We start from the raw sequence: 24,787 nt of genomic DNA on the forward strand, positions 1-24,787 counted from the left end.
CCCTTTGTTCACACCCACATAACACTTTTTTGACAAGCCTTTCCCTACCCTCGCCGCTTCATCGAGGCGAGCGACGATCGCGCCTCCGGTCCATCGTACGAGGCTATCGTGTCCCCCACTCCACCAAGCGTTACGCGCAATCGCATCGACTGGGCCGGCCTGGGCTGGCTGTTCCTGTTCTTCTGGTTCTTCTCCGGCATCACCCAACTGCTCCTGCTGACCTCCGGCAACAGCGGTTTCTCCGGTTTCCGCAACGCCATGGTGCTGAGCACCATCTGGCTTGCGCCGGTGTTGCTGTTCCCGCGCTGGACCAAGCCGCTGGCCGCCGTCATCGGGCTGGTGCTGTGGGCCGCCTCGCTGGTCGGCCTGAGCTATTTCGGCATCTATCACCAGGAATTCTCGCAAAGCGTGATCTTCGTGATGTTCGAGTCGAACACCGCCGAGGCCAGCGAATATTTCAGCCAGTACTTCAACCCCTGGATGACCCTCGGCCTGGTGCTCTACAGCCTGGTCGCCATCCTCCTCTGGCGCCGCCTGCGCCCGGTCTACCTGCCGCGCTTCAGCGCCCTGCCGGTGGCGGTGCTGCTGATCGTCGCGACCATCGGTTATCCGTTCTACAAGCAACTGGTCAGCCAGGGCCGACCCTTCGACGAAGCCCTGGACAAGGTCCAGGCGCGCATGGAACCGGCGGTGCCCTGGCAATTGCTGATCGGCTACCAGCAATACCGCCAGCAACTGGGCAGCATGCAGGCGCTGTTGCAAAAGAACGCGGCCCTACCGCCGCTGAAGAACCTCGTCGATGCCAATGGCGATACGCCACGCACGCTGGTCCTGGTGATCGGCGAATCCACGTCGCGCAAGCACATGAGCCTCTACGGCTATCCACGCGAAACGACCCCGCAGTTGGACGCACTGAAGGCCGCGAACCGGAACCTCACGGTATTCAACAACGTGGTGGCGTCGCGGCCATACACCATCGAGGTGCTGCAGCAGGTGTTGACGTTCGCTGACCAGGAGCATCCCGACCGCTTCCTCACCGATCCGTCGCTGATGAACCTGATGAAGCAGGCCGGCTACAAGACCTTCTGGATCACCAACCAGCAGACCATGACCAAGCGCAACACCATGCTGACGACCTTCGCCCAGCAGACCGATGCGCAGTTCTACCTGAACAACCAGCGCAGCCAGAACGCCAGCCAGCTGGACGGCGCGGTGCTGGCGCCCTTCGCCAAGGTGCTGGACGACCCGGCGCCGAAGAAATTCATCGTGGTCCATCTGCTCGGCACCCACATGAACTACAAGTACCGCTATCCCGCCGACTACGCTCGCTTCGTCGACCGCCAGGGCGCCCCGGCGGCCCTCAGCGATGACCAGGTGGAGGTCTACAACAGCTACGACAACGCCGTGCTGTACAACGACTACGTGGTCTCCAGCCTGATCAAGGGCTTCGCCAACAGCGATCCGAACGGTTTCCTGGTCTACCTCTCGGACCATGGCGAGGAAGTCTTCGACGAAGCCCCGCACGACCGTCTCGGCCGCAACGAAGGCGACCCGACCCGCGGCATGTACACCGTGCCCTTCCTGGTCTGGACTTCGCCCAGCTGGCAGCAGACCCATCCGCGCGACCTGCAGGCCCTGGTCGACCGACGCTACAGCAGCGAAGACCTGATCCATACCTGGTCCGACCTCGCCGGCCTCAACTATGACCTCTTCGATCCGACCAAGAGCCTGGTGAGCAACGACTTCCAGCATGAAGTCCGCTGGATCGGCAACCCCTATGCCCACAATGGCTTGCGCGACTTCGACAAGCTGCCGCTGGACAAGGCCGACGCCGGGCAGCAGGTAGCCCAGGCCGGACGACCCGCGCCAACGACGCCGCGCGCACCGTCCCGCCAGCCGAACGAAGGCTGACCGCCGCCAAGGAATGCGCCCCGCCGAGCGGGGCGTTTTTCCATCCGTAGCGCCCTCAGGGCAAGACCAGGTTGCCCTGCTCGTCGAACGGCCAGAACGGGTTGTAGGCAATTTCCCAAAGGTGTCCATCCGGGTCGGCGACATATCCGGAGTAGCCACCCCAGAACACTTCCTGCGGCATCTTGGTCGCCTGCCCGCCGGCCGCCGTAGCTGCGGAGAACAGACGGTCCACCTCGTCCCGCGAGGCGCAGTTGCAGGCCAGGGTGATAGCCGCGAAGCCGGTCGGGCGATCTTCCACCTGCGCATCCTCGGCGAGGGCGCTGCGTCCGTAGAGGCCGAGGACCAGGTTGCGGCCCTTGAGAAATACCACCTGCTCGTTGCCGTCCGAAGAGGGCTGCCAGCCCAGCGCCTGGTAGTAGAGAGAGGAGCGGGCCAGATCGGCGACCCCGAGGGTCACCAGGGAAACACCATTGCCTGTCATGTCGGCGTCCTTGTCATGGGTTGTCGAACAAGGCTGACACGAGCGCCGCGAGGCTTCCAGAGCGACATGAAAAAGCCCCGCCGAGGCGGGGCTCTTCGTAGCAGAGGCGACTGCGCTAGAGGTAGAACGCCTTCAGCGGCGGGAAGCCGTTGAACTCCACCGCACTGTAGCTGGTGGTGTAGGCGCCGGTAGACAGCCAGTAAAGGCGGTCGCCGCTCGCCAGGTTCAGCGGCAGGCCATACTTGTAGTGCTCGTACATGATGTCGGCGCTGTCGCAGGTCGGGCCGGCGATCACCACCTCTTCCATCTCGCCCTGCTTCTCGGTCCAGATCGGGAACTTGATCGACTCGTCCATGGTTTCGATCAGTCCGGAGAACTTGCCGACGTCGGCATAGACCCAGCGCTCCACGGCGGTCCGCGACTTGCGGGCGACCAGCACCACTTCGCTGACCAGGATGCCGGCATTGGCGATCAGCGAACGGCCCGGCTCGAGGATGATTTCCGGCAGGTCGTCGCCGAAGTCCTCCTTGAGGAAGCGGATGATCTCCTCCGCATAGGTTTCCAGGTCGTTGGTCTTGGTGATGTAGTTGGCCGGGAAGCCGCCGCCCATGTTGATCATCTTCAGGACGATGCCGTCTTCTTCCTTCAGGCGCTCGAAGATCACCTTGACCTTGGCGATCGCCGCGTCCCACACCGAGATGTCGCGCTGCTGCGAACCGACGTGGAAGGAAATGCCGTAGGGCTCCAGGCCCAGCTGGCGGGCCAGGATCAGCAGGTCCATGGCCATGTCGGTCTGGCAGCCGAACTTGCGCGACAACGGCCAGTCTGCGGTAGTCGAGCCCTCGGTGAGGATACGCACGTAGACCTTGGCGCCGGGAGCGGCCTTGGCGATGTTGCGCAGGTCGGCTTCGGAGTCGGTGGCGAACAGGCGCACGCCCTTCTCGTAGAAGTAGCGGATGTCCTTGGATTTCTTGATGGTGTTGCCGTAGCTGATGCGCTCCGGACCGACGCCGGTCTTCATCACCTTGTCCAGTTCGTAGATCGAGGCGATATCGAAGTTCGAACCCTTGTCGCGCAGCAGCTCGGTGATTTCGGTAGCGGGATTGGCCTTCACCGCGTAGTAGATCCTGGCGAAGGGGAAGCAGTCGGTCAGTTGGTCGTAGGCATCGGCGATGGTCTGCTTGTCGATGACTACAAAGGGGGTTTCCTGCTTGTCGGCGAAGGCCTTCATGCGCTGGAAGGTTTCAGGGGCGAAATAATCCTCGACCTTGATGGACATGGTTGGGACTCCCAATGGCAAAACACATGGATTCGTAGGGGTGAAGCTGAACGTCTAATCCGTTTCCCCACTTTGGTTCGCCTACTTCCCAAGGCATGTCGCCGAGTATCACCTGCCTGCCGGCAGCCACCGCCTGTTCATCCTGGTAGGTCGCGCGCGTGTCCCGCGCGACGACCTGGCCGCTTGAGCAGCGGACGTCGCCTTGCCACAAGGCGATCTCTCGTCGTCAGTACTTGAGCCGGATGGATCGTTTCCAGCATGGACGTTCGGGCGCGAACTTTAGGACCAAGGGGACGCGAGATCAATAAAAAAATGCCGCGATTTCGCCTCCGCCTGTCGCACCGCCGGATTGACCTGCTCAGCCTTTACCCCATGTGCATGACAGTGGAATGTCCCCGTCCGCCCAGCGTTCAATCGGATGGACGAAAAACGTCCCGCGCAGGCCTTGCGCCTACACCCGGAACGCGCCGATCAGGCGTTTCAGCTGGGTCACCTGGGCGCCCAGTTCGCGGCTGGCCCGTTCGGTCTGGCTGGCGCCTTCCGCGGTGCGCTCGCCGGCCTGGTTGATCTCGACGATGTTCTGGTCGATATCGTGGGCCACGGCGGTCTGTTGCTCGGCGGCGGCGGCGATCTGCTGGTTCTGGTCGACGATCATGCCCACCGCGCCGAGGATATTCTCCAGTGCCTGCTGCACCTGCGCCGACTCGTTGACCGTGCCATCGGCGGTATGGTGGCTGCTGCCCATCGCCTTCACCGCCGCATCGACGCCGCCCTGCAGGCGCAGGATCATCTGTTCGATCTCGGCAGTGGATTGCTGGGTGCGCTTGGCCAGCGTGCGCACCTCGTCGGCCACCACCGCGAAACCGCGCCCCTGCTCCCCGGCACGAGCGGCCTCGATCGCCGCATTGAGCGCCAGCAGGTTGGTCTGTTCGGCGATGCCCTTGATCACATCCAGCACCTGGCTGATCGAGGCGCTGTCACTGGCCAGGCGATTGATCGCCGCCACCGACTGGTCAATCTCGCCGGCCAGGCGCTGGATGCTACCCACCTGCGACTCGACCAGGCTGCGCCCGCTGAGGGTTTCCTGGTTCACGCTGTTCGCGCTGCTCACCGCCATCGCCGCGCTGCGCGCCACTTCCTGGGCGGTAGCGGCCATCTGGTTCATCGCCGTGGCCACCTGCTCGATCTGGCTGCGTTGCCCGGCTACCGCCTGGTTGCTTTCGGCCGACACCGACTCGACGCGGAGGGTCTGCCGCTCGACCTCGCCGACGGTCTGGCTGACCCGCTCGATCAGGTCGTGGATCTTCGCCACCGATTCGTTGAACGATTGTCCCAGCTCGCCCAGCTCGTCACGGCTGCGGGCCTGGAAGCTGACCGTCATGTCGCCGCCGGCGACGCGCTCCATCATTCGCCCGAGATCCTTCAGGGTGGCACGGGTGGAAACGTAGAAACCGCCGTAGAGGTATAGGATTGCGGCAAAAACCACGGCCAGCGCGGCGACTAGCAACAGCATCTGCGTGCGCACCTGTTGCAGGCGCTTTTGCAACTGGGTATCGAGATAGCCGAGAACGGCGTCGTCGAGCTGGTAGGTCTTGTCCATCGCCGCGCTGACCTGATCGTAGAACTGCGTCCACGGGGTATCCAGCGTCTCGGCCACGATCACCCGGTCCTCGAACAACTGCCCCAGGCTCTTCAGGGTCTCGCGACTGGCCTGGGCGGCCTCCTCGAGCAGCTGTGGGCTGCCGGCCAGGGACTCCTGCAGCTTCAGGCCATACTCGCCATGCAGTTTCTCGAACTCCAGCAGCAGTTCGTCGAGCCGCGCGCTGGAGGACGAATTGAGGAAACCCTGGCCCAGGGAGTAGGCGCCGATGGCGCGCCCCTTGCTGATGGCCGCCGTCACCTCCGGCGTTATCGAGCCGACCAGCTCGCTGAGCTGGCGCACCTGGCGCTGGCTGTCCTGGCTGAGCCCGGCCTGGGCGATGAGCAACTTGATGAATACCTGTGCGCTACCGAGCAGCTTCTCCGCCCGTGCGCCCTTGCCCTGCAGGGACCCTTCGGCCTCCACGGCCTGCAAGCCGTTGAGCAACCGGTCGCGCTGGGCCTCGAATTCGGCTACCGCCGCACCATCCTCGCTGAGCGGCGCCAGCGCCTCGAGCCGCCCGCGCAGCCCCTTCTGGACGTCCGCGATGCGCGCTTCCAGATCGCCGGCCTTGCCGGACTGGCCGATGACCGCATTGATCTGCAACAGATCGTTGAGGGACTCCAGGCTACGCCGGATCTGAAGTCCGCTACCCAGCAGCGTCAAGCTCTGCAGTTCGATCCGGGTGTCGCTGAACTGGCGATAGGCATCGCGCACCAGATAGAAGCTGGTGATCAGCAGCGGCAGGAAGAACAGCACGCTGATCAGGCCGAACTTCATGCCGAAGCTGAGCCGGTTCATCAGCGCGATGGCGGGATAGAGTACGGTCTTCACCCAGACGTCTCCTGATTGTTCTTATCGTTCTGAGAGATGCCGCCGCGTGGCGACATTGACGCACGGAGTCCGCTCGGTAATGGCCTTTCGAAATCATGCGGACACGTTCACCTGTGTACCCGATATCGGCCTGGTGTTCTGTAACTTAAGGTTAACGGGGAATCGCAGGCGGATTCCCCGTCGCTGCGCTCAGAGGAACAGCGCGCAGAAGGCGAACACGGCGTACCAGAGCACGGCCGCGCGCACCAGCAATTGCCAGAGCGCATCCAGGCTGGCGACGCCGGCGGCACCCAGTTCGACCGCTTCGACATCGCTGGCGACCCGTCCGGCCTTGCCCAGCAGCGCGGCCGCCGAGATGTCCCAGGCCAGCAGCCAGTGCAGCAGCACGCGGATAACCGCGAGGAAGTTGCCGACCAGGGCGAAGCTCAGCACCAGCGCACGCACCGGCAACCAGTCGAGGATATGCCGGACGCGCGCCGCCTGTTCGCGCAACGCCGGCTGGCGGGCGTGCTCCAGCGCCAGTGCCAGCAGGCGATAGGCCAGGGCCGCCACCGGGCCGAGCAAGGCATACCAGAAGATCACTGCGAAGAAGCTCTGGTAGCCCTGCCAGAGCAGATGGCCGTGCACCCGGCCGATCAGTTCGCTCTCGCTGCCGCCCAGGATCCCCAGATCGCGTTCGGCGACATGGAAGGCAGCCTGGGCCTCCTCGCGCCGCCAGGCGTCGCGGAACGGCCCGAGGTCGGCCATGACGTCGCCGCGGCCGAGACTGTAGACCACCACCAGAAGATGCAGCGGAAGGCTCAGCCAGCCATAGGCCAACGGCTGCAGCAATGTCAGCAACAGGGCCAGCGGCAGCAACGGCAGGACCACCGCGAGCAGCAGCCCCAGCCAGGAGCGGCGGGACACCGAGGGCAGGTCCTCGACCAGGCCCAACCAGGCGAGCCAGGCGCCATCGCGCTGGATACGCCGGCGCCAGCCGGAGAACTTCTCCAGCGCAAGGGCCAGCAGCAACACCAGGAACGTCATGTTTCCTCCTTGGAATCGGTCAATCCGGCGCGGTAGCGCGACCAGTCGAAAGCCTCGCCGGGATCGGTCTTGCGCTCCGGGGCGATATCGCAGTGGCCCTGGATGCGTTCCGGGGTGATCGCCGGGAAGGCCGCACGCAACAGCCGCGTCAGCCCGACCAGGGCAGTGTACTGCGCGTCCGTGTACGGTTCCGTGTCGGTCCCCTCCAGTTCGATGCCAAGGGAGAAGTCGTTGCACGCCTCGCGACCGTCGAAGCAGGAAACCCCGGCATGCCAGGCGCGGTCGTGACAGGAGACGAACTGGGTGATGGCGCCGTCGCGTTCGATGAGGAAATGCGCGGAAACCGTCAGGTGGCGGATCTCCTCGAAATAGGGATGTTCGTTCGGGTCCAGGCGATTCTGGAAGAACGCCTGGACCTTGCCGGTGCCGAACTGTCCCGGCGGCAGGCTGATATTGTGGATGACCAGCAGCGACACCGCGTCCCCTTGCGGACGCAGGTTGAAATTCGGTGAAGGGCAGTGGCGGACGCCACGGACCCAGCCGGTAACGGAATCGAAATGCATACGGGCTCCTGAACGAGCCCCCACTCTAATCCAGCGGCGCCGGAATGACGATCAGGCGGGCTCTGGATCGGCCGCTTCGACATGCTTCGAGGAAAGGTATTACCCGCAAGAACGAAAAGACCCGGCATCCGCCGGGTCCTCGAGAAGCGGCTAGGCGCCCTTGAGGCGCCGCAGGTTGCCGATCACCGACTCCAGGGCCCGGTCGAACAGCAAGGCATCGTCCAGCAGGCGTACCGCCTGCCGGCGAAACTCCACCGCCAGGCCCATGCGGGTCTTTTCCAGGACCTTCATCCCGGTGCGATTGACGAAGATGTAGCGACCGGTGGGCCGGATCACTGCCGCCAGCTTGCAGCGCAGCTTGTGCTCGGCGTCCTCCTGGATCTCCACCCAACTGCCGACACGCAGCGCATCGACCCGCAGCAGTGCCTCGTCGTTGTCCGGCAGGCGCACTTCGCTCTCGACAGGCGCCGGGGCGGCGTCCGGCGAGGTCAGGACGATTTCCTCGACCACCCGCAGCATGACCGGCGCCCGGGGCTTTTCCGCGGCCGTGCCCGGGCTCGCTTCGTCGAGCAGGGGGCTGTCCGCGACCGCCGCCTCGCCGCGCTTGTCGCGCTGCAGACCCTGGACATGCAGGGTTTCCAGCTGGCTGAAGAATTCTCCGGTGGAAAACGGATCGAAGGCTGCGCTGGCCAATCCCTCGCGCAGCGCCTTGAGCAGGCCTGGCACACGCTCCAGCAACTGTTGGCGGGACAGCGGATCGTCATGCGGGCCGACGCTCCAGATCAGCTCGTCCATGGTATCCAGGGCCTCCCGCCACTCGGCCGAAGCCTTGCCATGCTTGAGGCAGATCAGCAGCATCACCTTGCTCCAGGCATCCCGCAGCAGGCGCACCACCACCTCCGGCAGGACCTTGCCGAGCAGTCGCTGGTTCAGCACCTGCTCCACGTCCTGACGAGCCAGTTCGGCCTTGGCGCGGCCTTCCTCGGCGTCGCGGGTGCGCTGCTCGAGGAGCTCGCTGCGGCGGCGCTCGTCGCCGGTGAAGGCAATGAAGTCCTCCAGCAACTCGGCGAAGATCGCCGGGTCGTCGACAAAGTCGTTCAACAGCCGCATCACGACCTGTTCGATCTTCTGGTACAGGCTGTCGCGCCGGGCATCATTGTGTTCGGCCCAGCCCAGCGACGCGGATGCGATCTCGTTGAGCAGGCGACGCGCCGGATGGCTACCGCGGCTGAAGAAGGTCTTGTCGAGCAGGGCCACCTTGAGCATCGGGATCTGCATCCGACCGATCAGGGCCTTCAGCGAGTCAGGCAGGGTGCGGTCATCGAGAATGAATTCGAACAGCATCGACACCAGGTTGATGACGTCATCGTCCACCTGGCCGACCACCCGAGAACGGCCGCTCTTGTGGCTGACCCGCTGGAGCAGTTGGTCGACCCCGTCGCGGACGTCGAACTCCGCGGCGCCAGGGCCCGGCAAGTGCTGTTGCAGGTGGGAAAGCAGGCGCATCAGGTCGTTGCTGGAAATCGGCGCGGCATTCTCAGGCGTTTCGCGACGGTAGAAGGAAGGATTGTCGCGGACCTGCGCCAGCAGTTCCTGTAGCGCGCCGAAGACTTCCTGCTGGCCGCCGTCGAGTAGCGCAGCCTGTGCCTGCAGGGTCCCGGCATCGCGTACCGCTTCGGGACGGACAGCGGGCTGACGCCGCGGCAGTGCGGATTTGAGTTCCGGCAGCACGCCCGCAGCGACCAGGATCTGGTTGGCCTCGGCGTACAACTGGTCGCAATGGGCCAGGACGTACTTCTCGAACAGCTTGAGAATGATCAGCTTGACCTTGATCTCGACGCCGAGCCCCTGGCAGGCATCGAGGAAAGCCGCGGTCAGCGGACGCGGAGCGAGGGGATTGCTCTTCTCGTCGACCTTCCGCCCGACCAGGGTGTTCAGGCGGGTGCTCAGGTGGGCCAGCGCGGTGGCATCGCGGCTCATCACCCGCGCCACCATCGCGTCCACCGCGACGGACTCCTCCAGTTCCTCGTTCTGTACCAGGCTGAGGCTATCGAAGGACACGGTATCCAGGGTCGGCACGGATTTGCCGGACTGTACCTGGTTGAGCGCCGAGAACTCCTCGAAGACCTTCTGCAGGTAGACCCGCTCGATACTCTTGCGCTTGAGGCGCAGGTCGCGCATGGCTTCGAAGAAAGCGTTCTGTTCGAGGTTGCTGGTGGCTCGGTCGGCCATTTCGAAGAGGGTGTCGTCGGCGTTGTCGAACAACGCCTGCAACGCCTGTTTCAGCTGCAACGCCGCCTTGTCGCGCACCTGCACGAGGATGACCGGCAGGCGCCCCGCTCCGGCGTTCGGCGACGGCTCGGAAGCGACCCTGGTCAGGTGCACCACATTGGCATCGTTCTGCATCGGGACTCTCCTGCCACCCTCGCGGCCGCGCATGGAATGGCAAAAATCGGGCACAGAGGATCGATTGGCGTCGTCCGTAACGTCAATTTCCAGGCGTCAAAAACAAGTATCTACATTCATTATAGAGATACTTTCAAATCTAGATAGAGGGTTTTCCTATAGACATGACTCTCTTCACACAAGCGAAGGCCGATGAATGGCGGCCGTCCCGACCGGCGCCCAGGCAGGCACAGACGCCGTCCGCTGCGCTCCGTATAATCGCCCGATCTCGTATAGGAGCCCGCCATGCCTAACCTCACCCTTGCCGACCTCCAAGGCGAAATCCAGGCCAACGTCCGCACCGCCCTGGCGGAAGACGTCGGCGGCGGCGACCTTACCGCTCAGTTGATCGATCCACAGCGCGAGGCCGAGGCCCGGGTGATTACCCGCGAGCACGCGACGATCGCGGGCCGCGCCTGGGTCGACGAGGTCTTCCGCCAGGTCGATCCCCGAGTGCTGGTGACCTGGCAGGTGGAGGACGGCCAGCGAGTCGAGCCGAACCAGATGCTGTTCCAGCTAAAAGGTCCGGCCCGCGCCCTGCTCACCGGCGAGCGCAGCGCGCTGAACTTCCTCCAGCTGCTTTCCGGTACCGCCACCCGCAGCCAGCACTACGCCGACCTGGTCGCCGGCACCGCGGTGAAGCTCCTCGACACGCGCAAGACCCTGCCCGGCCTGCGCCTGGCGCAGAAGTACGCGGTCACCTGCGGCGGTTGCCACAACCATCGCATCGGCCTCTACGATGCCTTCCTGATCAAGGAAAACCACATCGCCGCCTGCGGCGGTATCGATCGGGCAATCGCCGAAGCCCGGCGCATAGCACCCGGCAAGCCGGTGGAAGTGGAAGTGGAGAACCTCGATGAACTGCGCCAGGCGCTGGAGGCCGGCGCCGATATCGTCATGCTCGACGAACTCAGCCTGGACGACATGCGCACCGCCGTCGCCCTCACCGCCGGCCGTGCCAAGCTGGAAGCTTCCGGCGGAATCAACGAGGGCACCCTGCGCAACATCGCCGAGACCGGCGTCGACTACATCTCCATCGGCACCCTGACCAAGGACGTCAGGGCTGTCGACCTGTCCATGCGCCTCACCCTCTGAACGAATCGCAGGCGAAAAAAAGCCCCGCCGAAGCGGGGCTTTTTATGCGACTGGTGCCGGATAGAGGAATCGAACCCCCGACCTTCTCATTACGAATGAGCTGCTCTACCGACTGAGCTAATCCGGCGGCGGCGTGGAAACTATCATCAAATCATCGATAGTTCAACACCATCCAGCGCTTACAAAATTACTTAGAGCAACCTTTCGGAATAAACTGCTCATCCTGATCACTGGTGCACTTCCAGAGACCATCAGCTGCAGTACGAGTCAGGGTAATAATTTTCCCTTTATTCTTCGGTCCTGCACCGCCCATAGTGAAAGTCAAAGTAATATCTGCAGTACCATCAGCAGGATCGGGTTTGAGTGCGATAGTACCCAGTTTGTTAGCATCTGCCGCCACCCCCAGAGGAACCTCTTTCTTAGTAGCGTCCTCTGTACCTGTACCGCTCTTCACGCTCCAACCACGAGAAAGCGCCTCTTCAACGGTAGTCTTCAACGGATTGACCGAAGCAAGAGCAGATGCGCCTTCCGAACGAGCTACATAATTCTGATACTGAGGAATGGCAATTGCAGCCAAGATACCGATGATCGCAACCACGATCATCAGTTCGATCAAGGTAAAGCCTTTTTGAGCTTTCATGAATATCTCCATTGATATGTATAGGCCTAACGCCTAACCCTACCAAGCACTTACCATGCCAAATACCGTTCACATAGCGAGCAAGGCCGTCTTATGCCCTTCCCGAGGAGACTCAAACTTAAAACGGACAGGATGTGACACTTTTTGACAGCCGGACTCCCCCGATTTGGCAGACCCTGTTATCTGCGTTATAAGGCACTTCAATAGCCCTCTGCGATTTCCTTCTCCATGAACGACAGCATCCAACTGAGCGGTCTGTCCCGACAGCTCGTCCAAGCCAATCTACTCGACGAAAAGACCGCCCTGCAGGCCCAGACGCAGGCGCAGCGCAACAAGCTGTCGCTGGTGACGCACCTGGTGCAGAACAAGCTGGTAAGCGGCCTGGCCCTGGCCGAATTGTCCGCCGAGCAGTTCGGCATCGCCTATTGCGACCTGAACAGCCTGGACAGGGAAAGCTTTCCGCGGGACGCCATCAGCGAAAAGCTGGTCCGCCAGCACCGGGTCATTCCCCTGTGGCGACGGGGCAACAAGTTGTTCGTAGGCATCTCCGACGCCGCCAACCACCAGGCCATCAACGACGTCCAGTTCAGCACTGGCCTGACGACCGAGGCCATTCTGGTCGAGGACGACAAGCTCGGCCTTGCCATCGACAAGCTATTCGAGAATGCAACCGACGGCTTGGCAGGTCTCGATGACGTGGACCTGGAAGGACTGGATGTAGGCGTCAAGGAAACGTCCGGACAAGAAGATACTGGCGCGGAGGCAGACGACGCTCCCGTCGTCCGCTTCGTCAACAAGATGCTGCTGGACGCTATCAAAGGCGGGTCTTCCGACTTGCACTTCGAGCCCTACGAGAAGATCTACCGGGTGCGCTTCCGTACCGACGGCATGCTTCACGAAGTGGCCAAGCCGCCGATCCAGTTGGCCAGTCGTATCTCTGCTCGTCTCAAGGTAATGGCCGGCCTGGATATCTCCGAACGACGCAAGCCGCAGGACGGACGGATCAAGATGCGCGTGTCGAAGACCAAGTCCATCGACTTCCGCGTCAACACCCTGCCGACCCTGTGGGGCGAGAAGATCGTGATGCGGATCCTCGACTCCTCCAGCGCGCAGATGGGCATCGACGCCCTGGGCTACGAGGAGGACCAGAAGGAACTCTACCTGGCCGCACTCAAGCAGCCGCAGGGCATGATCCTGGTCACCGGCCCCACCGGCTCGGGCAAGACGGTATCGCTGTACACCGGTCTGAACATCCTCAATACCACCGACATCAACATTTCCACCGCCGAAGACCCGGTGGAGATCAACCTGGAAGGCATCAACCAGGTCAACGTCAATCCGCGCCAGGGCATGGACTTCTCCCAGGCGCTGCGCGCCTTCCTGCGCCAGGACCCGGATGTGATCATGGTCGGCGAGATCCGCGACCTGGAGACCGCCGAGATCGCCATCAAGGCGGCGCAGACCGGGCATATGGTGATGTCCACCCTGCACACCAACAGCGCCGCCGAGACCCTGACCCGCCTGCTGAACATGGGCGTACCGGCGTTCAACCTGGCGACCTCGGTGAACCTGATCATCGCCCAGCGCCTTGCGCGAAAACTCTGTTCGCACTGCAAGAAAGAGCACGACGTACCGAAGGAAACCCTGCTTCACGAAGGTTTCCCAGAAGAGTTGATCGGCACCTTCAAGCTGTATTCACCAGTGGGCTGCGACCATTGCAAGAACGGTTACAAGGGCCGTGTCGGTATTTATGAAGTAGTTAAAAACACCCCGGCCCTGCAGCGGATTATCATGGAGGAAGGCAACTCCATCGAGATCGCCGAGCAAGCCCGCAAAGAAGGCTTCAACGATCTGCGCACCTCAGGCCTGCTGAAAGCCATGCAGGGGATCACCAGCCTGGAGGAAGTCAACCGCGTGACCAAGGATTAATCCATGGCGGACAAAGCGTTAAAAACCAGCGTTTTCATCTGGGAGGGCACCGACAAGAAAGGCGCCAAGGTCAAGGGCGAACTGACCGGGCAGAATCCCATGCTGGTGAAAGCCCATCTGCGCAAGCAAGGCATCAATCCGCTCAAGGTACGCAAGAAAGGTATCTCCCTGCTGGGCGCAGGCAAGAAAGTGAAACCCATGGACATCGCCCTGTTCACCCGGCAGATGGCGACCATGATGGGCGCTGGCGTTCCCCTCCTGCAATCGTTCGACATCATCGGCGAGGGCTTCGACAACCCCAACATGCGCAAGCTTGTGGATGAAATCAAACAGGAAGTTTCCTCAGGTAACAGCCTAGCCAACTCCTTGAGAAAAAAGCCCCAGTATTTTGACGAGCTTTATTGCAACCTGGTAGATGCAGGGGAACAGTCTGGCGCCTTGGAAAACCTTCTCGATCGGGTGGCAACCTATAAAGAAAAGACGGAATCACTGAAAGCCAAGATCAAAAAGGCGATGACCTATCCCATTGCCGTCATCATTGTCGCACTGATTGTATCTGCGATCCTCCTGATTAAAGTGGTTCCACAATTTCAGTCGGTCTTTGAAGGTTTCGGCGCGGAACTTCCCGCCTTTACCCAGATGATTGTCAATCTATCGGAGTTCATGCAGGAGTGGTGGTTCTTCATCATACTGGCGATAGCGATATTTGGCTTTGCATTCAAAGAATTGCATAAACGCTCACAAAAATTCCGTGACACACTCGACAGAACGATCCTCAAACTTCCCATTTTCGGAGGCATCGTCTACAAATCTGCGGTCGCCCGTTATGCACGGACCTTGTCCACGACCTTCGCCGCGGGTGTTCCCCTGGTCGATGCGCTCGACTCCGTCTCCGGAGCGACCGGCAATATCGTGTTCAAGAACGCGGTCAGCAAGATCAAGCAAGACGTTTCCACCGGCATGCAGCTCAACTTCTCCATGCGCACCACCAGCGTCTTTCCCAACATGGCGATCCAGATGACCGCCATCGGCGAGGAGTCCGGTTCGCTCGATGAGATGCTGAGCAAAGTCGCCAGCTACTACGAAGAGGAAGTCGACAACGCCGTGGACAACCTCACCACGCTCATGGAACCGATGATCATGGCCGTTCTCGGCGTACTGGTTGGCGGTCTGATCGTGGCCATGTACCTTCCGATCTTCCAACTCGGCAACGTCGTCGGATAACTGATGCCCCTCCTCGACTACCTGGCCAGCCATCCGCTGGCCTTTGTCTTGTGCGCCATCCTCCTTGGCCTGCTGGTCGGCAGCTTCCTCAACGTCGTCGTGCATCGCCTGCCGAAGATGATGGAGCGCAACTGGAAGGCCGAAGCCCGCGAAGCGCTCGGGCTGGAGCCGGAACCCAAGCAGGCGACCTACAACCTGGTGCTGCCGAATTCGGCGTGCCCGCGCTGCGGCCACGAGATCCGCCCCTGGGAAAACATCCCGCTGGTCAGCTACCTGGCGCTGGGCGGCAAGTGCTCGTCCTGCAAGGCCGCCATCGGCAAACGCTACCCCCTGGTGGAACTGGCCACCGCGCTGCTTTCCGGCTACGTCGCCTGGCATTTCGGCTTCACCTGGCAGGCGGGCGCGATGCTCCTGCTGACCTGGGGTCTGCTGGCGATGAGCCTGATCGATGCCGATCACCAACTGCTGCCGGACGTGCTGGTGCTGCCGCTGCTCTGGCTGGGCCTGATCGCCAACCATTTCGGCCTCTTCGCCAGCCTCGACGATGCGCTGTTCGGCACGGTGTTCGGCTACCTGAGCCTGTGGTCGGTGTTCTGGCTGTTCAAGCTGGTGACCGGCAAGGAGGGCATGGGCTACGGCGACTTCAAGCTGCTGGCCATGCTCGGTGCCTGGGGCGGCTGGCAGATCCTGCCGCTGACCATCCTGCTGTCGTCGCTGGTCGGGGCGATCCTCGGGGTGATCATGCTGCGCCTGCGCAACGCCGAAAGCGGCACGCCGATCCCCTTCGGTCCCTATCTGGCGATTGCCGGGTGGATTGCTTTGCTCTGGGGTGATCAAATAACCCGGACCTATCTGCAATTCGCCGGATTCAAATGACCCAACCCTGGATACTAGGCCTCACGGGCGGTATCGGCAGCGGCAAGAGCGCAGCCGCCGAGCATTTCATTTCCCTCGGCGTCCACCTGGTGGACGCCGACCATGCCGCCCGCTGGGTGGTGGAGCCGGGGCGTCCGGCCCTGGCGAAGATCGTCGAACGCTTCGGCGACGGCATCCTCCTGCCCGATGGCCAGCTCGACCGCGCCGCCTTGCGCGAGCGGATCTTCCAGGCGCCGGAGGAACGGCGCTGGCTGGAGCAATTGCTGCACCCGCTGATCGGCGCGGAGATCGTCCAGTACCTGGCCAGGGCCGAATCGCCCTATGCCATCCTGGTCTCGCCGCTGCTGGTGGAGTCCGGCCAGCGCCAGATGACCCACCGCGTGCTGGTGGTGGATACCCCGGAACATCTGCAACTACAGCGCACCATGCTTCGCGACAAGGTCTCCGAGGAGCAGGTGCGCTCGATCCTCCAGGCCCAGGCCCGGCGCGACGAGCGCTTGAAGCACGCCGACGACGTGCTGGTCAACGACGGCGACCTGTCCCACCTGCAGCGTGAAGTCGAGCGACTGCACGCCTTCTACCTGACCTTGCGAGGAGGCCGAGCATGAGCCAGCCCCTGACCGTGGAGTGCCCGACCTGCGGCGCGCCCGTCGAATGGAAAAGCGACAACAAGTACCGCCCCTTCTGCTCCGACCGCTGCAAGCTGATCGATCTCGGCGCCTGGGCCGCCGAGGAACATGCGATCCCCGGCGACACCCTGGAAGACGACATCTTCTCCGCCGACCTGCCGCCTCGCGAGCATTGAACGCAACGGGCCAGCCAATCCGGCTGGCCCGTTCCTTCAGGGGCGCATGAAAGCGTAGTCGCGCTGGTCGTCGAGATTCTCCGCAAGAAACTGCAGTTCGCTGGCCAGGTCGCCAGCATCGCGCTCCGCCCGGTTCAGTTCGACGATTGCGCTGAGCAACGCGCGCAGGCGCATTGCCCGGTCCGCCTCGTCGCTCTTCGACAGCAACTCTCGCAGGCCCTCTCGGGCCCATTCATGGACACCCATGTTCCGCTCCTCACCTGGGAAAACGGCAGGATCGCGGCCGGCTTCGTCCGAAACACTGACGCAAGTCAGCCGCCGCCCGCCATGAACCTGGCGAATGACTGGTCATCAGGGCTTGCGCTCTTCGTCCTTCCAGGGCGCCTGCAGGTAGCGCGTGCGATTGAAGGTTTCCAGCCACTCCGGGTAGTAGACCACCAGGCCGGTGATCACCGTGCCGTTGATGAAGGCCTCGGGGAACATGATCAGCCACAGGTAACCGGCGAAGTCCTCCAGCCAGGGCGGCATCGGGAAAAGGCCGTCGATCCAGACCACGCCAAGGCCGAGCAGCAGGACCACCACCGCGGTGAGGGCCGCCGGGAAGAAACCGCAGCAGAAGATGTAGACGAACAGGTTGCGCGGCTGGCGCTTTTCCACGAACAACGCCGCCAGCTCCGCGATCAGCGCGGGGATCGCCACCAGCAGCACGCCGTTGACGCCGATCGCCAGCCAATCCTGGCGGCCGAGCAGGCACAAGCCCAGTTGCGCCACCAGCCCCACCACGATCGCCAGCGGCCAGTCGAGCAGCAAGGTGACGGCGGTCATGCCGATGAAATGGAAGGACAGCCCCGATTCGAAGTCCCGGCGCACCAGCCAGAGCAGGAACAGCCCGAGCATGGTACCGAACACCAGGTGCTGGCGGCGGGTATCGCTGACCAGCTCGACCCAGGGCGCGCGCCAGGCGGCGAGCAGCAGCACCGGCGCATAGATGGCCCAGCCCAGTTCCAGGCTTTCCGCCGACAGCAATTCGGCAGCGATCACGGCTGCAGTTGTTCCAGGGCGATGCGCAGGGCCACCGGCGAATCCAACTGGCGGGTTTCCAACACGCGGCGCTGCTCCAGCCTGACCCAGAGGACCTTGCCCTCGTCCGAGGCATAGCGAGAAGCGATGGCCGCGTCGCGATCGAGCAGCACCGGATAACTGTAGTCACGCATGGCCGGCACCGCGAAAAGCCGGGAAATCAGCGCCGGCATGCGGCTGATGTCCGCCAGGAACAGCGCGTGGCGCGCCTCCAGGTAGCCCTTTGGGCGTTCCGCCAGCGCCGCCTTGACCAGCTTCGAGCCGTCCATGTCCCGCGCCACCAGCAGGACCCGGGTGGAGTCGTCCAGCGAGTGCGCCTTTTCGAACTGGTCCTGCAACGTCCAGGGCTCCAGGGTGGAGCCCTTCTCCACGGCCAGCGCCAGGCCGGGCAGCAGCATGGCCAGCAGAACCCAATGCAATCGTTTCACGCGTGTCCCTCCCGAGTGGAAAATACCTGGATGTCCTTGCGCCGCTCCCAGTCCGACTGGGCTCGCCAGAATGCCTGGGCCTCCTCGGCGGCATCCAGGACGAAGACATGGGATTTGCCGATCCCCTCCCTCGCCAGACGCGCCAACACCTCGTCGAGCATCCGCCGCGCGAGCCCCAGCCCTCGATAACCGGGATCGACCACCAGGTGCTGGAGGTAACCACGGCGACCGTCATGCCCGGCCATCAGGCAGGCGATCACCTCCCCTTCGGTTTCGACCAGCAGGCTCAGCCCGGGGTTGCGTTGAAGGTAGGCGAGGAAGAAGGGATAGGCGTCCTCCGCACGGAGGCGGATACCTGGCGTTCGCGACCACAGCGCGAAGAGTGCCGGGTGATCGGCGGCGATGACGCTGCGAAGTTGCATCGGAACGGCTCCGGCCCAAGGGGAACGGCAGTGTACACCGAGCCTCGCCGCTGGCGCGCTCCGGGACGGATTGTCGCAGCCGGAGCGCCTGCGGGCTGGAAAGCGGGCCCGCCGGCAGACTAAGCTGAGCCCATGAACGAAGCGGATTATCTGCGCCTGCTCACCCGTCAGGCCGAACAAGCCAACGACTTCCTCTCCAACGCACGTAAATGGGACCGCGAGCGCTGGGTCTGCCAGCGCTTCCTCGAAGCCCTCAACGTGCCCTATCGCCAGGAGGATTTCGCCGCCCCCGGGGAACAGCCGCCGGACGTCCTGTTCAAGGGTGCCGGCTTCGAGGTGTTCTTCGTCCTCGATGAAGGTCGCCGGCTGAACGAGGAGTGGCGCGAGGAACTGACCCGTCGCCGCCAGGCCGTCAGCCTGCGCCAACTGATCCGACGCGAAGAGCGGCCACAACGGATCGCCGCCGCCGAGCTGCAGGCACGACTGGCGCCAACCCTGCGCAAGAAGGCGCACAACTATAGCGAGCGCGGCATCGACCACGGCGAACTGGACCTGCTGGCCTTCGTCAACCTGAAGCGCGCGGTGCCCGATTTCAATACGCCCTTCCCGCCGCCCACCGAATACCTGCGCCAAGGCTGGCGCTCTCTGTCGATGGTCGGTCCGACCTTTGCCCGGGTGCTCTTCGCTCACTCCGGCGCCCCCGAATTCCTGCGCGCCAACCTCGGCCGCAGCATCCTGTTCGACGCCGGGGTAGGCCTGTGAGCGAAGGGCGGGTGAAGTGGATCGGCGTGCGCTCCGGCAGCCGCGCGCCGATCCAGGAACTGGAGGCGGTGGAGGCACGGCGCGGCCTGGGACTGACAGGCGACCACCCGCACCCGCCGCGCCAGGTCACCCTGGTGCAGTGGGAACACATCGAGGCCCTCGGTACCCTGCTGGGCAGGCCGCTGTTGCCCAACGAGATGCGCCGCAACATCGCCGTCGCCGGCATCAACCTGCTCAGCCTGAAGGACCGTCGCTTCCGCCTCGGCGGCGCGCTGCTGGAAACCACTGGCTGGTACCAACCCTGCGGACGCCTGGAAAAGCACATCGACCACCGCACACTGAAGAGCGTGCGCGAACAGGGCGGCATCACCGCGCGGGTGATCGGCAGCGGAGTGATCCGCCTCGACGATCCGCTGGTGATCGAGCCCCCTGTCTGTCTAGAATGACCGACATCGAAAACGGAGGCCTGCCATGTCCAGCCGACTGAGCCCCGAAGACCAGCAGAAGGTCGAGCAGTACCTCGCCTCGCCGCTGCACCAGGTCGAGCGTGCGCCGTTCCGCCCGTGGTTCCTGATGTTCGTCCTGCTCGCCGTGGTCATCGGCCTGGGCCTGCTCAGCCGCCTCCTCAGCTACCTGGCCTGAGTCGTCCGGTCGAGCCACGCTCCCGACGACCGCCTCACGGAATTCCCACTATGAGATATCCACATGTCCCATCGCATCGTGATCGTCGGCGGCGGCGCCGGCGGGCTGGAGCTCGCCACCCGTCTCGGCCGCACCCTGGGTAAACGCGGCAAGGCCCAGGTCACCCTGGTCGACGCCAACCTCACCCACATCTGGAAACCCCTGCTGCACGAAGTCGCTGCCGGCTCGCTCAACTCCTCCGAGGACGAGCTGAACTACGTCGCCCAGGCGAAGTGGAACCACTTCGAATTCCAGCTCGGCCGCATGCAGGGCCTGGATCGCGCCGGCAAGCGGGTCCGCCTGGCCGCACTGGTGGACGAGAATGGCGTTGAACTGGTTCCCGAGCGCGACATCGCCTACGACACCCTGGTGATCGCTGTCGGCAGCACCACCAACGACTTCGGCACCGAGGGCGCTGCGGAACATTGCATTTTCCTCGATACCCGCGCCCAGGCCGAACGCTTCCACCGACAACTACTCGGCCAGTACCTGCGTGCGCATACCGGGCACGACGCGAACAACAACGCAGTGAGTATCGCCATCATCGGCGCCGGCGCCACCGGCGTCGAACTGGCTGCGGAACTGCACCACGCCGCGCAGATGCTGGCCGCCTACGGGCTCGACCGGATCCGCCCGGAAGACCTGCACATCAGCCTGGTCGAAGCCGGCCCGCGGGTGCTGCCGGCGCTGCCCGAGCGTATCAGCCAGCCGGTACACCAGACCCTGAGCAAGCTCGGCGTACGGGTGATGACAGGCTCCGCGGTGAGCAAGGTAGATGCGGACGGCCTCTGGACCGGCGACGGCGAATTCGTCCCGGCGACGCTCAAGGTGTGGGCGGCGGGCATCCGGGCTCCGGCCTTCCTCAAGGAACTCGACGGCCTGGAAAGCAACCGTATCAACCAACTGGTGGTCCGCCCGACCCTGCAGACCACCCGCGACGACGACATCTTCGCCTTCGGCGACTGCGCCGCCTGTCCCCAGCCGGCGCAACCGGGAGAGCAACCGCGCAACGTGCCGCCACGCGCCCAGGCCGCGCACCAGCAGGCCTCGCTGCTGGTGAAATCGCTGCGTGCCCGTCTCGAAGGCAAGCCGCTGGGCGAATATCACTACCGCGACTACGGTTCGCTGATCTCGCTGTCGCGCTTCAGCGCGGTCGGCAACCTGATGGGCAATCTGATGGGTAGCGTCATGCTCGAAGGCTGGCTGGCGCGGATGTTCTACGTATCGCTATACCGCATGCACCAGATGGCGTTGTACGGTCCGCTGCGCACCGCGATGCTGATGCTTAGCGGCCGCCTGCGCAGCACCGAGCCACGCCTCAAGCTGCACTGAGCCATTACGCCCCGTTTGCCGTCGGCGCGGGGCGTTCCTTCAACAGCGAAGCTGGCGCAACTGCGCCAGCCGACTGGCGGTACGCTGCATGTCCGCAGGCAGGTCGCTGCCCTCGACCAGGTCCGGCAGCGCCTTTTCGGCACTCAGGAAAAAACGCCGGTCATTGTCGTAAAGGACGTCGACGAGATTGATGAAGCGCTGCTGGGCGGCGACCGAACAGCGCGCCATCGGCGGTACGCCCTCCAGCACCCAGGTAGAGAAGCGTTCGCCGAGGGCAAGGTAGTCCATCACCGCGGTTGGCGCCTCGCAAAGGTCGGCGAAGGCGAACCACACCAGGTCGCCGCACACCGCGCGCGCCTGCAACGTCCTCGCGCCGCTTTGCAGGGTCACGCGTTGCGAGGGCTCGGGCGCGGACAAGCCCAGCTCGTCCAGGCAAGCGCATGAGGCTGGCCAGCAATACCCGCCGCTGGCATAACCGGAAGCGATCTCCTGCCGCGGCGAAATCGTCCGGTAGTCCCGGGCGCCGGCTACTTCCAGCACTTCCATGCGCGTCTCGATCAACCGGATCGCCGGCAGGAAGCGTTCGTGGTAGAGCGGATTGGGCAGCAGTTGCCGCGGAGCGTAGTTGGAGGTGCAGACCAGGGTGATCTTCCTGCGGAACAGCTCCCTGAACAGGCGTGTTATCAGCATCGCGTCGCCAATGTCGTGGACATGGAATTCGTCGAAGCAAAGCAGCCGGCAGTCTCCTAGCAGTTCGTCGAGCGCACCGCCCAGGGCATCGGGCCGCCCCTGGCGGCGGAACATACCGTCATGAAGCCGGCGAAAGAACGCATGGAAATGCGTCCGGCGCAGGCCCTGCAAATCGGCGCTGCGAAAGAAGCCATCCATCAGCCAGCTCTTGCCGCGCCCGACCGGCCCCCACAGGTAGAGGCTGCGCGGCGCTTGCCGGAATAGCGACGGACCTCGACGCAAGCGCTCCGCCAATCGATCGAGATGAAGAATGGCATTGCCCTGGGCTGCGTCCAGCACATAGCCGCGCCGTTGCGCCTCTTGGTGGAAATAGCGGGCTACGGGCGTTGTGGGCTTGGTGCCGGTCATGGGTGAACGCCACGAAAAAGAACCGAAAGACACACTCCGTTGATGCTCAGCCTGAGAGGGCCCTTAAACCGAGAACGGCATTCTAGCGCTGCGTCCTGCCCATGCTCCAGCCGCCAGACCGAACGGCGGGCGATAGTCGGACAGGCCCTTTGATCATGACCGCCACGGTCGCGATACGGAATCGCGCTCAGCCGCTACTTCCGCCCCACTGTTTCCGCCGCTTCCGCTGCCGAGCCCATTATCACCGGAGTTTTTCCTACAGCAGTCCTCCCAGTCCCCTACGAAAACCAAGAAGTTCTACCGGCCAAAGCCAGAAAACTACGATTGTCGCCGTTTCAGCCTCGCCTCAGGCTATCGCCCACTCGACTCTCCGCCTTGAAACCGATCGTTCTGCACATGCCTGCGGATATCGGCTTCTTTTCTCTGCAAGAACCGCGCTCCGGGCCGATTGACCATGCATCCAGCTTTTCCGCGTAACCAGGCTAGCCTTTCTTTCCCACCTCCCTCTCCAAAACCTTCCGGCAGTTCCACTTCGATTGTTCCATCCCTCAGGGCCGGACCGCTGCTCCGTACGGGCCTCATGGGAATGGCCATGTTGTCGTCCTGCCTTGCCAATGCCGCCCCGGATGCGGGGCAGGCGCTGCGTGACGTGGAAAGCCGACGCCTGAACCTGCCCGCGCCGGTGGAACTGGACGCCGAGCGCCCCAGCCCCGAGGACGGCGTATCACGGGCTGCCGAAGAGGGCGGCCCGACGGTGCTGGTCAAGCGCTTCCAACTCAGCGGCAACAGGCAGTTCGACGATCGATGCCTGCTGGCGCTCCTGCACGACCTGCCGGGCCAGGAACTCAATCTGAGCCAATTGCACGCCGCCGCCGCCCGCATCGGCGATTTCTATCAGGAAAAGGGATATGTGCTGGCGCGCGCCTTCCTCCCGGCACAGGAAATCCAGGATGGAACGGTACGCATCGAAGTGCTCGAGGGACGCTACGGCAGGATCGAACTGCACAACACGTCCCGAACGCTGGACCGCGTTCTACTCCGCCCCTTGAGCGCACTCGAACGAGATACCGCGGTCCAGGGCTCGGAGCTGGAGCGTGCGCTTCTGCTCCTGAGCGACATTCCCGGCCTCCAGGCCAAAGGCACCCTGCTGCCGGGCCAGGCGCAGGGAACCACGGACTTGCGCGTCGAGGCCCGCCCCGGCCCGCTGGTCGGCGGCAGGCTGGAGGCAGACAACTATGGCGGCCGCTACATGGGGGAATATCGCCTGGGAACCACCCTCGACTTCAACAGCCCGCTGCGACTGGGCGACCAGGCGAGACTGAGCCTGCTGGGCAGCGACCGGCACCAACGCTACTACCGTGCAGCCTATCAACTGCCCCTTGGTTCCCGAGGCACGCGCATCGGACTGGCCCACGCCGAGACGACCTATCGACTGGTACGCGATTTCTCGCGCCTGGACGCCCATGGCCGGGCCATTACCGACAGTCTGTTCGTCAGCCAGCCCCTGCTGCGTAGCCGCAGCTTAAGCCTGTCCACCCAGTTGCAATATGAAAACAAGCGACTTCGCGATGACCAGGAGCGTACCGGGAGGCATAGCCGCAAGGAGATCCGCCTGTGGACCGCCAGCATCAGCGGAAACGCCCAGGACCGCTTGTTCGGCGGTGGACAGAGCGGCTTCTCGCTGGCCTATGCCCACGGCCAGCTCGCCATCGACTCCGGCGAAGAGCGGCTGCTGGACCGCTACACCATCGGTACCGCCGGCAGCTTCGACAAGATCATGCTCAACGCCGTACGCCTGCAGCACCTGGGCGACCGCCTGCAGTTGTTCGCCCAACTCAACGCCCAGTGGAGCGGCGGCAACCTCGACAGCGCGGAACAGTTCGACATGGGCGGCCCCTACGGCGTTCGGGCGTTCCCCCTGGGCAGCTACAAGGGCTACGGCGACGAAGGCTGGCAAGCCAGTGCGGAGCTGCGCTACAGCCTGGCTCCGGGCTGGCAGCTGAGTTCGTTCGTCGACCAGGGCGCGGTGAAATTCCTCAAGCACCCCAACACCACGGAAGGCAATCGCAACCGCATGGCCGCCGTCGGCAGCGGCGCAACCTGGTACGGAACGGATCACCAGGTCAGCCTGACCGCCGCCTGGCCCCTGAGCCAGGAAAACAACATCGAGCCCGAGCGCACTCCCCGGCTGTGGTTGCAAGCGACCCGCTACTTCTGAGCAAGCTCCCGCCCGCCAT

General features: G+C 63.6%; 24 protein-coding genes, 1 tRNA gene and 1 pseudogene. 12 read left to right on the top strand and 14 right to left on the bottom strand.

The genetic code is table 11. The features are described from left to right. Positions 1–108: 108 nt before the first annotated feature. The gene (locus tag HMPREF3014_RS23540; RefSeq protein WP_003104902.1) at positions 109–1,911 is read left to right on the top strand and encodes a phosphoethanolamine transferase CptA; all 1,803 of its coding nucleotides are present in this window, start codon (positions 109–111) and stop codon (positions 1,909–1,911) included. A gap of 55 nt (positions 1,912–1,966) precedes the next feature. Here the strand turns inward: HMPREF3014_RS23540 and HMPREF3014_RS23545 are convergent, their stop codons facing one another. The 7 genes and pseudogenes from HMPREF3014_RS23545 to HMPREF3014_RS23570 form a co-directional block, all read right to left on the bottom strand. Then, positions 1,967–2,392 (bottom strand): VOC family protein, encoded by a 426-nt coding sequence (locus HMPREF3014_RS23545; protein ID WP_003094613.1) that lies wholly within the window; start codon positions 2,390–2,392, stop codon positions 1,967–1,969. 115 nt (positions 2,393–2,507) lie between these two features. Further along, entirely contained in the window at positions 2,508–3,671 is a 1,164-nt protein-coding gene (locus tag HMPREF3014_RS23550; protein WP_003094617.1) for a type III PLP-dependent enzyme, read from the bottom strand. 451 nt (positions 3,672–4,122) lie between these two features. After that, positions 4,123–4,836 carry a methyl-accepting chemotaxis protein gene (locus HMPREF3014_RS35450; protein ID WP_369700134.1) on the bottom strand — a complete coding sequence of 238 codons (714 nt, stop codon included), beginning with the start codon at positions 4,834–4,836 and terminating at the stop codon, positions 4,123–4,125. Between the two features lie 144 nt (positions 4,837–4,980). Beyond that, positions 4,981–6,111: pseudogene (locus HMPREF3014_RS35455) on the bottom strand (HAMP domain-containing protein); the annotation flags it as partial. A 222-nt stretch (positions 6,112–6,333) separates the two neighbouring features. Next, on the bottom strand, positions 6,334–7,170 hold the full coding sequence (ampE, locus tag HMPREF3014_RS23560) for a regulatory signaling modulator protein AmpE (protein ID WP_003104909.1): 837 nt from the start codon (positions 7,168–7,170) through the stop codon (positions 6,334–6,336). Beyond that, positions 7,167–7,733 (bottom strand): 1,6-anhydro-N-acetylmuramyl-L-alanine amidase AmpD, encoded by a 567-nt coding sequence (gene ampD, locus HMPREF3014_RS23565; protein WP_023084738.1) that lies wholly within the window; start codon positions 7,731–7,733, stop codon positions 7,167–7,169. The genes ampE and ampD overlap by 4 nt, the downstream gene beginning before the upstream one ends. Before the next feature lie 150 nt (positions 7,734–7,883). Continuing rightward, entirely contained in the window at positions 7,884–10,139 is a 2,256-nt protein-coding gene (locus tag HMPREF3014_RS23570) for a DUF1631 domain-containing protein (protein ID WP_003104913.1), read from the bottom strand. 285 nt (positions 10,140–10,424) lie between these two features. On the opposite strand from HMPREF3014_RS23570, the gene nadC reads away from it, so the two are divergent. Then, positions 10,425–11,273, top strand: coding sequence for a carboxylating nicotinate-nucleotide diphosphorylase (gene nadC / locus HMPREF3014_RS23575; RefSeq protein WP_003104915.1), 849 nt, complete (start codon positions 10,425–10,427; stop codon positions 11,271–11,273). Between the two features lie 51 nt (positions 11,274–11,324). Here the strand turns inward: nadC and HMPREF3014_RS23580 are convergent. Both HMPREF3014_RS23580 and HMPREF3014_RS23585 read right to left on the bottom strand, forming a co-directional pair. Continuing rightward, positions 11,325–11,400: transfer RNA gene (locus tag HMPREF3014_RS23580), tRNA-Thr, on the bottom strand. A 60-nt stretch (positions 11,401–11,460) separates the two neighbouring features. Beyond that, entirely contained in the window at positions 11,461–11,913 is a 453-nt protein-coding gene (locus tag HMPREF3014_RS23585) for a pilin (RefSeq protein ID WP_024947914.1), read from the bottom strand. A gap of 228 nt (positions 11,914–12,141) precedes the next feature. Between HMPREF3014_RS23585 and pilB the strand changes: the two genes are divergently transcribed. From pilB to yacG, 5 genes are read left to right on the top strand one after another with little or no spacing between them, the layout of a single operon-like run. Further along, complete coding sequence (pilB, locus tag HMPREF3014_RS23590) at positions 12,142–13,842, top strand: type IV-A pilus assembly ATPase PilB (RefSeq protein ID WP_009875880.1); 1,701 nt, start codon at positions 12,142–12,144, stop codon at positions 13,840–13,842. Between the two features lie 3 nt (positions 13,843–13,845). Next, a complete protein-coding gene (pilC, locus tag HMPREF3014_RS23595; protein ID WP_016253888.1) occupies positions 13,846–15,066 on the top strand; it encodes a type 4a pilus biogenesis protein PilC in 1,221 nt (406 codons plus the stop codon). Between the two features lie 3 nt (positions 15,067–15,069). After that, a complete protein-coding gene (gene pilD, locus HMPREF3014_RS23600; protein WP_023087804.1) occupies positions 15,070–15,942 on the top strand; it encodes a type IV prepilin peptidase/methyltransferase PilD in 873 nt (290 codons plus the stop codon). Continuing rightward, positions 15,939–16,550 carry a dephospho-CoA kinase gene (coaE, locus tag HMPREF3014_RS23605; RefSeq protein WP_003112838.1) on the top strand — a complete coding sequence of 204 codons (612 nt, stop codon included), beginning with the start codon at positions 15,939–15,941 and terminating at the stop codon, positions 16,548–16,550. The genes pilD and coaE overlap by 4 nt, the downstream gene beginning before the upstream one ends. Further along, positions 16,547–16,747: a DNA gyrase inhibitor YacG gene (yacG, locus tag HMPREF3014_RS23610; RefSeq protein WP_003094656.1), complete on the top strand. Its 201-nt coding sequence runs from the start codon at positions 16,547–16,549 to the stop codon at positions 16,745–16,747. Before coaE ends, yacG begins: the two co-directional genes overlap by 4 nt. 36 nt (positions 16,748–16,783) lie before the next feature. On the opposite strand, the gene HMPREF3014_RS23615 is transcribed toward yacG, so the two are convergent. From HMPREF3014_RS23615 to HMPREF3014_RS23630, 4 genes are all read right to left on the bottom strand, one after another. Next, positions 16,784–16,993, bottom strand: coding sequence for a hypothetical protein (locus HMPREF3014_RS23615; protein WP_003094660.1), 210 nt, complete (start codon positions 16,991–16,993; stop codon positions 16,784–16,786). A gap of 105 nt (positions 16,994–17,098) precedes the next feature. Further along, a complete protein-coding gene (locus tag HMPREF3014_RS23620; protein ID WP_003103868.1) occupies positions 17,099–17,788 on the bottom strand; it encodes an energy-coupling factor ABC transporter permease in 690 nt (229 codons plus the stop codon). After that, complete coding sequence (locus HMPREF3014_RS23625; RefSeq protein WP_003103866.1) at positions 17,785–18,255, bottom strand: hypothetical protein; 471 nt, start codon at positions 18,253–18,255, stop codon at positions 17,785–17,787. The genes HMPREF3014_RS23620 and HMPREF3014_RS23625 overlap by 4 nt, the downstream gene beginning before the upstream one ends. Then, a complete protein-coding gene (locus HMPREF3014_RS23630; protein ID WP_003103865.1) occupies positions 18,252–18,677 on the bottom strand; it encodes a GNAT family N-acetyltransferase in 426 nt (141 codons plus the stop codon). Before HMPREF3014_RS23630 ends, HMPREF3014_RS23625 begins: the two co-directional genes overlap by 4 nt. Before the next feature lie 132 nt (positions 18,678–18,809). Between HMPREF3014_RS23630 and HMPREF3014_RS23635 the strand changes: the two genes are divergently transcribed. The 4 genes from HMPREF3014_RS23635 to HMPREF3014_RS23650 all read left to right on the top strand — a co-directional run bounded on the left by HMPREF3014_RS23635 (position 18,810) and on the right by HMPREF3014_RS23650 (position 21,452). After that, positions 18,810–19,439: a DUF1780 domain-containing protein gene (locus tag HMPREF3014_RS23635; protein ID WP_003094668.1), complete on the top strand. Its 630-nt coding sequence runs from the start codon at positions 18,810–18,812 to the stop codon at positions 19,437–19,439. Next, the gene (locus HMPREF3014_RS23640; RefSeq protein ID WP_003094670.1) at positions 19,436–19,885 is read left to right on the top strand and encodes an MOSC domain-containing protein; all 450 of its coding nucleotides are present in this window, start codon (positions 19,436–19,438) and stop codon (positions 19,883–19,885) included. Before HMPREF3014_RS23635 ends, HMPREF3014_RS23640 begins: the two co-directional genes overlap by 4 nt. Before the next feature lie 25 nt (positions 19,886–19,910). Beyond that, complete coding sequence (locus HMPREF3014_RS23645) at positions 19,911–20,081, top strand: DUF3094 family protein (RefSeq protein ID WP_003094672.1); 171 nt, start codon at positions 19,911–19,913, stop codon at positions 20,079–20,081. Between the two features lie 63 nt (positions 20,082–20,144). Further along, on the top strand, positions 20,145–21,452 hold the full coding sequence (locus tag HMPREF3014_RS23650) for an NAD(P)/FAD-dependent oxidoreductase (protein ID WP_003112837.1): 1,308 nt from the start codon (positions 20,145–20,147) through the stop codon (positions 21,450–21,452). A gap of 39 nt (positions 21,453–21,491) precedes the next feature. On the opposite strand, the gene zapE is transcribed toward HMPREF3014_RS23650, so the two are convergent. After that, a complete protein-coding gene (zapE, locus tag HMPREF3014_RS23655) occupies positions 21,492–22,583 on the bottom strand; it encodes a cell division protein ZapE (protein ID WP_049284759.1) in 1,092 nt (363 codons plus the stop codon). A 547-nt stretch (positions 22,584–23,130) separates the two neighbouring features. Between zapE and HMPREF3014_RS23660 the strand changes: the two genes are divergently transcribed. Further along, positions 23,131–24,768, top strand: coding sequence for a ShlB/FhaC/HecB family hemolysin secretion/activation protein (locus HMPREF3014_RS23660; RefSeq protein ID WP_025324684.1), 1,638 nt, complete (start codon positions 23,131–23,133; stop codon positions 24,766–24,768). Positions 24,769–24,787 lie beyond the last annotated feature (19 nt).

Origin of the sequence: Pseudomonas sp. HMSC065H01, from assembly GCF_001815235.1 — a bacterium.
Lineage (GTDB): Bacteria > Pseudomonadota > Gammaproteobacteria > Pseudomonadales > Pseudomonadaceae > Pseudomonas > Pseudomonas aeruginosa.